Genomic DNA, 12,205 nt, shown 5'->3' with positions numbered 1-12,205 from the left:
GATGATGGATCGGAGCCGACAGCGTGCGTCAGCAAGCAAGTTGCACTCGGCCGGGGGACGTCACAGCACAGCGCAGGGGTGAGCCGGTGCGGTTTGCCGCGCCGGATCACGTCGTACTTGGCGGCTTCATCTGGAGTCATGGCCATAGTGATCCCCGACACCCGGTGGTTGTGATCTCGCCCGCCACTTCGGTTCGGTGCCGATATTATTCGCGGTTTGCAGACTATCTCTACGCCAATGGGTTCAACGTCCTCATCTATGACTACCGCGGCATAGGCGAGTCGAGGCCCAGCTCCCTGCGCGGATTCCAGGCCGACTGGGTGGACTGGGGGGAAAAGGATCTCGAGGCGGCCCTCCGGCTTGCGCAAGCTGAATTCCCGGGGCATCCGATCCATGCGGTCGGCCACTCGATCGGCGGGTTCGCAATCGGTCTTGCCACCTCCAATCACCTGATCGGACGCATATTCACGGTGGGCGCGCAATATGCCTACTGGCGCGACTACGATTCGTCGCATCGTCGGCGCATGTATCTCAAGTGGCACATCCTCATGCCGATAATGACCGGTCTCTTCGGCTATTTCCCTGCGCGGCGGCTTGGCTGGATGGAGGACACCCCCGCCGGCGTGGTCCGCGACTGGAGCCGCATGAAAGCCCGTTTCGAGGATACGCTGCGCCATGACATGTTCGTGGGCGGCGTGCGGGAGTCGGAACAGCTGCGCCGACGGTTCACGACAGTCACCGCACCCATCCTGTCGGTCGGATTGACCGACGATACCAATGGAACGCCTGCCGCCCTCTGCTCCTCTGGGCTCAGAGCCGGATTGGGCATGCCTCCCATCGTCGGCACTATCGGCTGCACTGCGGTCTGCGCATTGAGGATCGGCCGACCGAGGTCGCCGGGCAGCGGCGGTCCGAGCTTCGGGATTCCGGCGTAATCCTTCGGCAGACTGGCGAGCCCGTCCGGCGTCGACTTGACTTCGGTCGCGTAGAGTTCCTGTCCCGGCCCACGGTCCTTGCGCGCCTGAAGAGCGTAGATCAGCGCTCCGCCGATCCCAAGGCCCGCGACCAGCCCCAGCCCGGCCAGCACCTTGCGGGACAGGCGCGTCACCCGTGGCGGCTCGGGGCGCAGCCGCATGGCCGCCACAGCTTCGCCCGTCAATGGTCTGGCGTTATCGGCCGGGTCCGGCCCTTTCTCCCTCCCGGATTCATTGCCGCTCATAGGACCGGCCTCCCATCGGTGCGGGAGATGCGGACGCGCTTCTGGTCCTTGTCGGCACCGAAGCGCAGCTCGGCTGCCGCGAAGAGGCGGTCGACGATCATATAGGTGCCGCGCACACGGTAGTTCACGAGCTCGGAGGTGTCGCCCCGGGGGCCGACGACGAACAGCGGTGGCATCTCGCCCTGGGCGATCCCGCGGGGAAACTCGATGAACACCTGCTGCCCATCGTCGAACGCACGTAGCAGTCGCCACGGCGCCCGGTCACCGGTGACCTCGTAGCGGAAATTCACTTTGGTGAGGTCGATGCCGGTGGCAACGGGTTGCACGACTGCCGCCTCGGCATTCTGGCGCCGCAGCGCGATGAGCTGGTCCTGCGGGTACTGCCAGGAGACCGAGGCCATGTAGGTCTTCTCGGTGGAGCGCAGCTCCATGTGATAGGTGCGCAGATTGGTGTTGATGACGAGGTTCGTGGTGAGGTCGGGCCGCGTGGGCTTCACCAGGATGTGGACCTGCTTCGCTCCGCCCGCCCCGCTCTCGGTGTCGCCAATGATCCAGCGCACCGTGTCGCCGGCGGCGATCGGCCCCGTGCCCACCAGTTGCTCACCGGGCTGCAGGGCGATGTCGGTGATCTGGCCAGGCGCGGCATAGACCTGATAGAGCGCGCCTTCCACGAAGGGATAGACCTGCATGGAGTTATGAAGCCGTTGCGGACGGGTTGCACGCGCGCGGCGGCATTGGCCTGGTTCACGCGAGCTGCAGGGTCGGTCGCTTCCGGTTCTGCCTTGCCGTCCTTCCCCACAGGCTTCAGTTGGCCAGGCAGCGGCAAAGGCTTCGGCAGCTCGACGATGCGCACCGGCCCCGGCGGCTCGGCCTTGAAGACGGCGGGCGGGGCATCGTCATACTCGATCTGCGGCGGCTTCTCGAAGGTGGCGCAGCCGGCGAGGGCTGACGTGCAGATGAGGAGAAGCGGCAAGCGGACGTCGCTGAAAGGGCAGTCGAAGGTCGGCAATGGGTCACCTTTGCCCTTGCAAACAGGGCTACTCCCTTCGGCCCGATCGTTAGGGCTCGACAAATCCTGGAGCACAGTCCCGTTTGAAGCGGAGAGGGGAGCCCCTGCTGCGGTTGTTGTGCCCGTGGTTCAGTACGGTGGGATAGCCCCGCCCTCGCACGACGCATCCGTCACAGGGCGTGTTCAGATCGGTCGCCAACGAGCGGGAAGTGAAGGCGAGGGCTGGACGGTGGGATGAAAGTCGGAATTCGTATGCAGGTAGGAGCCGCTTTACGACCCTACCAAGGCGGCCAATCAGCTTTCGGCGCAAGGACCAAAACGGGCGTCTGCCACCCACACACCAAGACAACTGTTAATTGAAATGGCGCACCCGACACGATTCGAACGTGTGGCCTCCGCCTTCGGAGGGAGTACTGGTAGTTCCGTCGAATTTACGATGGAGCGCGACGAAATGCGACATCATACTGTTACTGAAAAATATTGTGTAGCGCACCCTAGCCGAGACTATCCTTCTCTCCGCCACCACTTTCTTCCTGCTGCTTACGTGGCGCTTACGCGAGACGAAGCGATCTGGGCGGAGAATCTCCATGGCTAAGCTCACCAAAAGGACCGTCGATGCCGCGGAAGCCGGCGCCAAGGATTACGTGATCTGGGACGACGAGCTCCCTGGCTTTGGGCTGCGCGTGTTCAAGTCCGGCAAGCGAAGCTACGTCCTTCAGTATCGGTCGGCTGGTCGATCGCGCCGGTTCACGATCGGGCTGCACGGAGTCTGGACACCAGAACGCGCGCGCCAGGAAGCCAAGGCGCAACTGGGCCGGATCGCGCAAGGCGACGACCCGGCCGAAGAACGGCTGCTTGATCGCAAGGCGCTCACGGTCAAGGAACTCTGTGACCTCTACCTCGCCGACCTGCAAACGGGTCTGATCCTCGGAAAAGGCGGCCGCCCCAAGAAGCCGGGCACGATCGCCTCCGATCTCGGCCGCATCCACCGTCATATCGTTCCCCTCCTCGGCTCGCGTCGCGTCAGGGATCTGACGAAGGCCGACATCACGAAGGCCATGAAAGACATCATGGCAGGGAAAACCCGTATCTCCGTCATGACAAAGAACCTGCGCGGCAAGTCCATCGTGAGAGGCGGTGCCGGCACAGCGACGCGGACCATCGGTCTGCTCGGCGGCATCCTCACCTATGCGGTCGAAGCCGGGATCATCGAGACGAACCCCGCGCACGGTGTGCGGCGGCCAAAGGACAATGTCCGAGCCCGGCGGCTGAGCGAAGTCGAATATCGGGTCCTCGGCGACCTGCTCAAGGCGGCGGCCGAGAACGAGAGCTACCGGGTGTCCGTCGAGATCATCCGCCAGATCGCGCTCACCGGTTGCCGTCGCATGGAGATGGTCACGCTGCGATGGGCGGAAGTCGATACCGATGCGAGCTGTCTCCGCCTGATCGACACCAAGGAAGGAAGCTCCGTCCGGCCCATCGGGCTACCCGTGGTGGAATATCTGGAGAAGCGCCGGAAAGAGGAGATCGGGGACTATGTCTTCCCCGGCCGTGACGGCGAAAATGCGTTCGGCAGCTTCCCCAATCACTGGAGGAAGATCTTCGCGGACTCGCCCCTGGCCGATATCACCCCGCACATCCTGCGCCACAGCTTCGCCAGCGTCGCGAACGATCTCGGTTTCACGGAGGTCACCATCGCCGCGCTGGTTGGCCATGCGAAGGGATCGGTGACTAGCAACTACATCCATACGCTCGATACCGCCCTGATCATGGCCGCCGATAAGATCTCCGGCTACATTCAGGGGCTGCTCGACGGAGTCGAGTTCAAGCAGACCGCCTATGCGTTGGATCGCGGCTCCCGGAAAGCGGCATTGGCCGGGTTTCTCCAGAGGGCGGCTGGCGATGAGGAGGCGGAACCGGACCAGAGCGTGCATCTCGCCGCATAAGTCGACCAACCTCCCCTCAAGATAAGGCACCTCTTCTTGGCAGCGGGCGACTTCAAGGTAAATTCTCTGGCACTGATGCCGATGGGGACCGTGGCCGATGAAGACAACCCCGAGATGGAGCTTCACGTCCGCTGCACGTCGCGCGCGGCGGCTCCCGCCTCACGCGCGAGAGCTTCTCTAGCACCACGAAGACGATGCTGTCGCAGTCGCGCTGAATCTTCCGTGGCGGTTGCGCGGGCAGACCTTTTGGCCGTAGGCATGACGACGTTCGTGCGCCCCTTCAACCTGTCGGGACATCCCGCCGTAACTGTGCCGCCGCTGGCCGAGAATGGCGCGTCAGCGACTTTTCAAATGGTGGCGCGAAAGGGCGATGACGCGATTGTGCTAGCGGTGGCGGAGCAGATGAGCCTGGCGAAGCCGCAATGAGGAGCAATTTTGCCAATCAGCCGGCGGTCATTCTTGAACCGAAATATTGTCAGTGGGCGTGCTTTGTTAGCGTGCCTCAGATACTCTTCACAACAACTTCGTCAGATCCAAGCCTCCATGCCGATTAAAATCTAAGCAACTTGAGCTGAGACCCAATCAAGCAGGAGGTCGCCATCTGAAGCGTTTGGTTCTGCTCATGGCAATGCCACGTGTCTCCCACCGGCAAAAAAACGTGCACCAGCGCCATCGATGCGATGGTGAGCCACATCAGCTTGCCCAGAGTCAAGTCGCCGCCAGGCACGAGCTGTCCGGACAAGCGAAGGGATGTTTGACCGCCGCGATCAGGTCGACACGGATCAGCAGCCGGTCCTTGCGGTGTCATTCCGCGTGCAATCTTCCGACCAGTGCGCGGGTACTGAGCCGCAAGAGACCCACGGGGACGGCTTCGTCATCACTCGCCTGCCGAAGGTCCGTTATCGAGAAAAAAACGCACCATCTCTCGGCTGGCGTCTGGACCTCGGGGATCGGTGTAGGAGCCCGAGGGACTGCCGCCGGACCAGGCGTGGCCAACGCCATGGACTACCCAGTGCTCTAGCAAGCGTCGGCCGTCGGCGTCGCTCTGCACCCGGCGGGTGAAGCTGGTGCCGCCAGCAGATTTGCCAGACGTGACGGTGACAACCCGTTCCACTTCGGCATTGGCTTGTGCAGCCACCTGCGCGATCACCTGCTCACCGTTCAGCGGATTGACTGTCCTGTCGCCGTCCCCGTGGAACACGATGGTGGGGACTGTCCGTCCATCGACACGATGCGGGGCGGTTGCGGACGGAGTACCCCCCTGGCGCATTGCGGCGAATGCGGACGGCATGTCGCGGGCGGCCCCGCAGGCCAAGCCGGAATGCACGCCGACGGCGCTAAAGATATCCGGATAGGTCGCACCCATGATCGCCGCCGTCGCGCCTCCGGCGGAGAGTCCCGCGACGAAGACCCGCGCGGAATCCACAGGGTATTCGTCCATGATCTTCCGCGTGATGCCTGCGATAAGCGAGGGCTCGCCCCGGTCGCGCCGCTGATCCCCGGCATTGAACCAGTTCCAGCACCCCGAAGCATTGGCGTCGCGGCTCTGGGCCGGGTAGGCAACGAGAAATCCGTGCTCCTCCGCAAGCTCGTTCATCCGCGTTCCGGCCGCGAAGTCATCGGGGGATTGGGTGCAACCGTGCAGCATCACCAGTAGCGGCAGCGGCTGCTCGTCGAACCGCCCGGGCACATAGAGCTTGTAGGTCCGGCGCCCTGCGTCATTGGCAAAGCTGTGCTCCTCGAAGCGCGAACCCTCGCCGACGAAGGCCTTCGGTGCGACGCTGGCGATCCTGAGGTCGAGCTCGCCTCCCGCCTGGTGGCTGCGGAGGCGGTCGAGCATCCCGCCCGCCAAAGGAACTGGAGCAGGCTTTGCTTGGCGGGGCTGTCTCATGGGCGGCGACGGCACTGTCCAAGTGTTTCCGGTGGCAGCCGAGGGGGGCGCCAGATCGACAAACGCCGTTGCGCTATCGTCCCCGGTGGGATGGTCGTCCACATCACGGGAGCGGGCGAAGCCGCGCCGCAGAACGTCCATCGCTTCTTGAAGACGGCCCTGGCGCGTGAGACGTGTGGCCTCCAGGACGTCGATCTTGGATCGTCTGGCCATTTGGTGGGCCTCCTCAAGGGTTCAATTTGGCAATGCGCTGCGTGCTCCTCGCACGGAGCGCAAAAAGGGATCGCAAAATTTGGCTTCGCGCTCAGCGGGTGCGGTCGGCCAATGCCGCCTTGACCTCGGGGCTGGCCTGAAGGGCGCCGAGCACCTGAACGGACGCGATGGTTGCTCGGGCGAGGTCCGCGGGAACATCCTCGGCGATAACGGCCATGCCAAGGACCTGGATATGGAGCATCTCGCCCGCAGCACGCGCGGTCTCGAGGTCCGCACGGCTATAGCGGCGAAGGCCAAGGTCGAGTTGATTTCGGGCCAGCGATTTCCTGAGGGCTTCGTCGTGGCGGTCAATCTGGTTGCGGATGGCCGTGCGGATGAAATCCGTCCGGTTCGAATAGAAGCCTTCACGGACCAGGAGGTCCACCTGACCCAAATCGACATAGCCGAGATTGATGGTGATCTTCTCGCTCTCGGGAGAATGGGGCCTCAGTTCGCGCACCCTTTTCGACATGATAACCATCCCAGGACCATCTGTATGGATGGTATATGGAGGCGTTGACGCGATCCGCAAGGGGGCAGCCGGCACAAAAAGCGCGAGCAGGCAGCGCGGTTGGCGAAGGAATTGCGACCGCCCCCTGCGCTTCCCCAACCAGCTTCACCACGAAGCGCGTGAAAGGATGCCGTGGGGCAGTAACCCTCGGGGCATAAACTCGCCGGCTGAGCCGCGGGCTCGCCTGGTCTGGCCATCGGCGCGTGCCCTTGCGGCCAGAAAATATTCGGTGCTGCATCGGCGGACGGCTTCCCCTTTGAAGAGAAGATGACCCGCAGCGGGTTCGGGGGGGGCATGAACTCCATGCTTCAGAAGGATCCGCTCGGCGGAGGCGACGTCCGATCTTAAATTTTTCCGCGGCAAGGCTGGGCCGTACCTACGATCGGGACTATTCCGCAAATACCCGATCGCGGCCGCGCCGCAGGTTCGGGAGAACCGCGGCGCACAGGATGGCGAAGGCGAGGATCAGCAGCGCGGCGCTGAGCGGACGCTCCACCACGCCGAGGAGGCTGCCGCGCGACATGAGCAGCGCGCGCCGCAGATTGTCCTCCATCAGCTTGCCCAGCACGAAGCCGAGCAGCATGGGTGCGGGCTCGAAGCCGAGCTTGATGAGGGTGTAGCCGGCCAGCGCGAAGCCGGCGGTCATCACCAGGTCCATCGGCGAGTTGTTGATGGAATAGATGCCGATGCAGGAGAACACCAGGATGGTCGGGAACAGCAGGCGGTAGGGCACCTGCAGCAGCCGCACCCAGATGCCGATCATCGGAAGGTTGATGACGAGCAGCATCAGATTGCCGATCCACATGGAGGCGATCATCCCCCAGAACAGGTCGGGGTTCTTGGTCATCACCTGCGGGCCGGGAATGATGCCCTGGATGGTCATGGCGCCGACCATCAGCGCCATCACCGCATTGGGCGGCACGCCGAGGGTGAGCAGCGGGATGAAGGAGGTCTGGGCCCCCGCATTGTTGGCGCTTTCCGGTCCGGCGACGCCCTCAATGGCGCCGTGTCCGAAACGCTGGGGCGATCGGGAGATGCGCTTCTCCAGCGTGTAGGAGGCGAACGGCCCGAGCACCGCTCCGTTGCCCGGGAGGATGCCGAGGATGGAGCCGACCAAGGTGCCCCGCACCACCGGCATGGCTGAATCCCGGAAGTCCCGGCGCGAGGGCAGGAGCGGGCCGATGGGCTTCGAGACGAGGTCGCGCCTCTCGTCGATGCCAAGGTTGCGCAGCACCTCGGCGAAGCCGAACACGCCCATGGCGAGGATCGCGAAGTCGATGCCGTCGGAGAGCGGCGCGAAGCCGAAGGTGAGGCGGTCCTGGCCCGTCTCGAGGTCCGTGCCCACCGTCGAGAGCAGCAGGCCCAGGAAGATCATGGCCATGGCCTTCACCAGCGAGCCGTGGGCAAGCACGACGGCGAAGACGAGGCCCATCACCATGAGGGAGAAATATTCGGCGGGACCGAACAGCAGCGCCATGTGGGTCAGCGGCGCGGCCAGCGCGGCGATCACCACCGTGGCGACGCAGCCGGCGAAGAACGAGCCGATGGCGGCGACGCCCAGGGCCGCGCCGGCACGGCCCTGCTTGGCCATCTCATGCCCGTCGATGGCGGTGACGACGGAGGTCGCCTCGCCGGGGATGTTGACGAGGATCGCCGTGGTGGAGCCGCCGTACTGCGCGCCGTAATAGATGCCCGCCAGCATGATGAGTGCCCCGGTCGGGGGCAGCCCGAAGGTGATGGGCAGCAGCATGGTGATGGTGGCGATCGGCCCCACCCCCGGCAGCACCCCGATGAGCGTGCCCACGAGGCAGCCGACGAAGCACAGGAGGATGTTGGTCGGCAGCGGCACCACGCCGACGAGCGGCAGCTGCACGTCCACGAGGTTGAGGACGGTGGAGAAGCCGAGTCCGAGGTTGGCGAGGACGTCCATGACCCCTCACAGATAGAGCACGCCGGGGATGACCAGGACGGGCATGGGCAGCTGCAGCAGGTAGCGGAACAGCCCGATGCTGACGAGCGTCATGCCGATGGCGAACAAGATGAGCTCGCCGAACCTGGTGTCGGAGGCCGCGGCGCCGCTGATCATGGCGAGGAGCGGTCCCGCCACCAGCAGCCCCGCCGAGCGCACCGTGAGGGCGAAGGCGAGGATGCCGCCGACCACGAAGACCGGCCCGCGCAGGCCGCTCCGGTCCAGGAAGGTGGAGCGCCCCGCCGCGAGGATCACGAGCACCACCATCACGGCAAGGTAGAGCACGCAGAAGGCGAAGCCGGCCGAAGGCCAGCCGAACGGCCCCTCGGGCAGGATCGCGCCGATCCCCGCCGCGGCCGCGGCCAGCGCCACGATGACGAGGGTGCCGCTGAAGTCCGCGAGGGCGATGCGCGGACCGTCCTGGAAGCAGGCGTTGGCGGCGAGGAACAGGCCGAAGCCGGCGAGGCACAGCATGAGGAAGCGGGGGACGAGCCCCGGCCCCATGGCGGTGAGCCGGCCCACCTCCAGGTCGGCCGAGCCGATCCAGCCGACCACGGCGAAGCCGAACAGAACGAGGCCGGCGGCGAGATTCTGCGGATCGCGCACGAGGGCCCGGCGGGCGTGGGACGGGGACACATCCATGTGGGGGATCTCTCCAGGTCGCGGGCGGCATGGCAGCGGCGGCCCCATGGACCGCCATCTCGAGCGGCCGCCGCTACTGAGCCGGCACGCTGGCCTCGGACTTGACGAGGGCCGCCCATTTCTCGTTCTCGCTCGAGAGATAGGTCTTGAACTCGGCGGCGGAGGTGCCCGTGAGTTCGTAGCCGAGCTGCTGCAGCTTCGCCCGCGTCTCGGGCTCCTTGAGAATCTCGACGAACGCCGTGTTCAGCCTGGCGACGAGCTCGGGAGACATGCCGGCAGGCCCGAAGATGCCCCACCAGTTGACCATTTCGTACCCCGGCAGCCCCTCCTCCGCCATGGTCGGGATTTTCGGCAGGTTGGCGGCGCGCACCTTGCTGGTCACGGCCAGGCCCTTGAGCTGGCCAGCCTCGATGGCGGCGGCGACGGTGGGGGCGCTGCAGAACATGTAGGGCAGCTGGCCGCCGAGCACCTGCGGTAGGGCCGGCGCCTCCCCGGGGAACGGCACGGCCACGGGGGATATCTTCGCCATGGTGTTGAAGAACATGGCCGCCATGAACGAGCCGTCCCCGCGCCCCCCGGTGGCGTAGCTGAGGTCGCGGGGATGGGCCTTGGCATAGGCGATGAGATCCTTGACCGAAGCCGGCGCGAAGGACGGGTTGCTCACCAGCACCAGGGGCGACCAGGCGACCAGACTGATGGGGGTGAAGTCCTTCTGCGGATCGTAGCCCACGTTGGGATAGAGCGCCGGCGCCACCGCGTGGGTGGTTTGGGTCGCAAGCTGGAGCGTGCGCCCGTCTGGCGCTGCCTTCGCCACGTATTTCGAGCCGATCTGCCCGGTCGCTCCCGCCCTGTTCTCGATGATCACGGGCGTCCCGAGCTTTTCCGACAGGCGGGAGCCGAGCACCCGCGCGAGGGTGTCGGTGGTGCCACCGGCCTGATAGGCGACCACGATGGAAATAGGCTGCTCCGCCCGCGCCGCAGGCACGCCGAGGGCGAGAAGGAGGGCCGCGGCGCAAGCGATGCCACTGCGACGGTTCATGGGATGCTCCCTAGATTTTCTTGGCCGGGCCGTCTGGTTCCGGCCGCCCGTGGCGGCCGACGCGGTCCTCGATCGGGTCTGACGCGCCGAGATTATGGGGCGCCATGTGCGTTTCAAATACTGATTGCGACTCCAGTATGCCGGAACGATATGACTTGGGGCTCAGCTATAATCCCCGCGCAGCCCCGCAACCTGCCCTGTCAGGGGCGCCCTCAGTCGGCGAAGGGGTCGCCGGGCGGCTCCGACGAAAGCTCGACCACGATCGTCTTCACCTCCGTATATTCCTTCAGCACCTCGAGGCCGTTCTCCCGCCCGATGCCGCTCATCTTGAAGCCGCCATAGGGCAGCATATGGTGGACCGGCCGGAAGGTGTTGACCGAGACGAGGCCGGCCTCAATGCGGCCCGCCACCCGGTGAGCGCGCGTCACGTCGGACGTCCAGAGGCCGCCGACGAGGCCGTAGTCGGTGTCGTTGGCAAGGGCGACGGCCTCCTCCTCGTCGTCGAACGGGATGACCAGCGCCACCGGGCCGAACACCTCCTCGCGGGCGAGGCGCGCCGTGTTGGGAAGGTCCACGAACACGGTGGGCTCCACGAAATAGCCCCTCGGAAGGCTCGCGGGCCGCCCGCCGCCGCAGAGCGCGCGTCCGCCCTCCTCCAGTCCCAGCGCGATGTAGCGCTCGGTCTTCTCGCGCTGCTCCGCCGAGGTCTGGGGTCCGATGTGAGTGCGCGGGTCAAGCGGCATTCCCACGCGGATGCGCCCGGCGCGCGCGGCGAGCCGCTCGGCGAAGGCCTCATAGGCCGGGCGCTCCACGAACACCCGCGAGCCCGCCGAGCACGACTGCCCGGTGGAGCGGAAGGCGCTGTGGGTCGCCACCGTGAGCCCCTTGTCGAGGTCCGCATCGGCAAAGACGATGTAGGGGGACTTGCCGCCGCACTCGAAGGTGCAGCGCTTCAGCGTGTCGGCCGCCGAGACCATGATCTTGCGCGCGGTGCGGTGGTCGCCGGTGAAGGACACCTTGGCGACGCCCTTGTGGGCGACAAGGGCGGCTCCCGCGATGGCCCCGAAGCCCGGGACCACATTGACGACGCCGTCCGGAAAGCCCGCCTCCTCCACGAGTCGCGCCAGCTCGATGAGGCTCGCCGGCGTCTGCTCGGCCGGCTTCAGCACCATCGTGTTGCCGGCGGCAAGGGCGGGGCCCAGCTTCCACGAGCACAGGGAGATGGGCGAGTTCCACGGCAGGATGGCCGCCACCACGCCCACCGGCTCGCGGCGGGTATAGGCGAGGGCATCCGGGCGGAACGGGATCTGCTCGCCGTTGATCTTGTCGGCGGCCCCCGCGAAGAAGGCGATCCAGTCCGCCGCCCGCAGGACCTCCCCCCTGGTGTCGCGCAAAGGCTTGCCGTTGTCGCGGCTTTCCACCTCGGCGAGGCGATCGGCATCCCGACGCATGAGGGTGGCGAGGCGGGCCAAAAGCTCGCCGCGCCGGGTAGGAGACAGGCGGCTCCACGGCCCGCGCAAGGCCGACCGGGCCGCGGCGACCGCGTCGTCCACGTCGGAGGCGTCGGCTTCCGCGACTTCCGCCCAGACCTCCTCGGTGGACGGATCGATGGAGCGGATCATCCGCCCCGAGCGGGGCGCGACCCACGCGCCGCCGATGAACAGCCGGTCATAGCGGCGCGGCTCGGGCGCCGGCGCGGGAGAGGGAGAGTGTGCCGCCGGCGCCAT

Annotated in this window: 8 protein-coding genes and 3 pseudogenes; 3 read left to right on the top strand and 8 right to left on the bottom strand. The window is 65.9% G+C overall.

What is annotated here, in order from left to right; translation table 11 throughout:
• Positions 1 to 23: 23 nt before the first annotated feature.
• A pseudogene (locus J2126_RS25460) lies at positions 24 to 716 on the top strand (alpha/beta hydrolase family protein); the annotation flags it as partial.
• A 77-nt stretch (positions 717 to 793) separates the two neighbouring features.
• Here the strand turns inward: J2126_RS25460 and J2126_RS25455 are convergent.
• Both J2126_RS25455 and trbG read right to left on the bottom strand, forming a co-directional pair.
• A pseudogene (locus J2126_RS25455) lies at positions 794 to 1,219 on the bottom strand (TrbI/VirB10 family protein); the annotation flags it as partial.
• Positions 1,216 to 2,192: pseudogene (gene trbG / locus J2126_RS18500) on the bottom strand (P-type conjugative transfer protein TrbG). The pseudogenes trbG and J2126_RS25455, both read right to left, overlap by 4 nt.
• Positions 2,193 to 2,815: 623 nt before the next feature.
• Here trbG and J2126_RS18495 point away from each other — a divergent pair.
• Positions 2,816 to 4,174 (top strand): tyrosine-type recombinase/integrase, encoded by a 1,359-nt coding sequence (locus J2126_RS18495; protein ID WP_209488316.1) that lies wholly within the window; start codon positions 2,816 to 2,818, stop codon positions 4,172 to 4,174.
• 258 nt (positions 4,175 to 4,432) lie between these two features.
• Positions 4,433 to 4,600 (top strand): hypothetical protein, encoded by a 168-nt coding sequence (locus J2126_RS18490; RefSeq protein ID WP_209488315.1) that lies wholly within the window; start codon positions 4,433 to 4,435, stop codon positions 4,598 to 4,600.
• Positions 4,601 to 5,051: 451 nt separating this feature from the next.
• Here the strand turns inward: J2126_RS18490 and J2126_RS18485 are convergent, their stop codons facing one another.
• From J2126_RS18485 to J2126_RS18460, 6 genes are all read right to left on the bottom strand, one after another.
• On the bottom strand, positions 5,052 to 6,278 hold the full coding sequence (locus J2126_RS18485; protein WP_209488314.1) for an extracellular catalytic domain type 1 short-chain-length polyhydroxyalkanoate depolymerase: 1,227 nt from the start codon (positions 6,276 to 6,278) through the stop codon (positions 5,052 to 5,054).
• 91 nt (positions 6,279 to 6,369) lie between these two features.
• Positions 6,370 to 6,789 (bottom strand): CopG family transcriptional regulator, encoded by a 420-nt coding sequence (locus J2126_RS18480; protein WP_209488313.1) that lies wholly within the window; start codon positions 6,787 to 6,789, stop codon positions 6,370 to 6,372.
• A gap of 427 nt (positions 6,790 to 7,216) precedes the next feature.
• A complete protein-coding gene (locus J2126_RS18475; protein WP_209488312.1) occupies positions 7,217 to 8,758 on the bottom strand; it encodes a tripartite tricarboxylate transporter permease in 1,542 nt (513 codons plus the stop codon).
• 6 nt (positions 8,759 to 8,764) lie between these two features.
• A complete protein-coding gene (locus J2126_RS18470) occupies positions 8,765 to 9,439 on the bottom strand; it encodes a tripartite tricarboxylate transporter TctB family protein (protein WP_209488311.1) in 675 nt (224 codons plus the stop codon).
• Between the two features lie 73 nt (positions 9,440 to 9,512).
• On the bottom strand, positions 9,513 to 10,478 hold the full coding sequence (locus tag J2126_RS18465; RefSeq protein ID WP_209488310.1) for a tripartite tricarboxylate transporter substrate binding protein: 966 nt from the start codon (positions 10,476 to 10,478) through the stop codon (positions 9,513 to 9,515).
• Between the two features lie 212 nt (positions 10,479 to 10,690).
• Complete coding sequence (locus J2126_RS18460) at positions 10,691 to 12,205, bottom strand: aldehyde dehydrogenase (RefSeq protein WP_209488309.1); 1,515 nt, start codon at positions 12,203 to 12,205, stop codon at positions 10,691 to 10,693.

The organism is Xanthobacter flavus, from assembly GCF_017875275.1.
Taxonomy (GTDB): Bacteria; Pseudomonadota; Alphaproteobacteria; order Rhizobiales; family Xanthobacteraceae; genus Xanthobacter; species Xanthobacter flavus_A.
Note: the sequence above shows the minus strand (reverse complement) of the source record. Positions and strands in the feature narration are given on the sequence as shown.

Coding starts and splice junctions, on each gene's coding strand:
- J2126_RS18495 (WP_209488316.1), top strand. CDS start 2,816: ATGGCTAAGCTCACCAAAAGGACCGTCGATGCCGCGGAAGCCGGCGCC.
- J2126_RS18490 (WP_209488315.1), top strand. CDS start 4,433: ATGACGACGTTCGTGCGCCCCTTCAACCTGTCGGGACATCCCGCCGTA.
- J2126_RS18485 (WP_209488314.1), bottom strand. CDS start 6,278: ATGGCCAGACGATCCAAGATCGACGTCCTGGAGGCCACACGTCTCACG.
- J2126_RS18480 (WP_209488313.1), bottom strand. CDS start 6,789: ATGTCGAAAAGGGTGCGCGAACTGAGGCCCCATTCTCCCGAGAGCGAG.
- J2126_RS18475 (WP_209488312.1), bottom strand. CDS start 8,758: ATGGACGTCCTCGCCAACCTCGGACTCGGCTTCTCCACCGTCCTCAAC.
- J2126_RS18470 (WP_209488311.1), bottom strand. CDS start 9,439: ATGGATGTGTCCCCGTCCCACGCCCGCCGGGCCCTCGTGCGCGATCCG.
- J2126_RS18465 (WP_209488310.1), bottom strand. CDS start 10,478: ATGAACCGTCGCAGTGGCATCGCTTGCGCCGCGGCCCTCCTTCTCGCC.
- J2126_RS18460 (WP_209488309.1), bottom strand. CDS start 12,205: ATGGCGCCGGCGGCACACTCTCCCTCTCCCGCGCCGGCGCCCGAGCCG.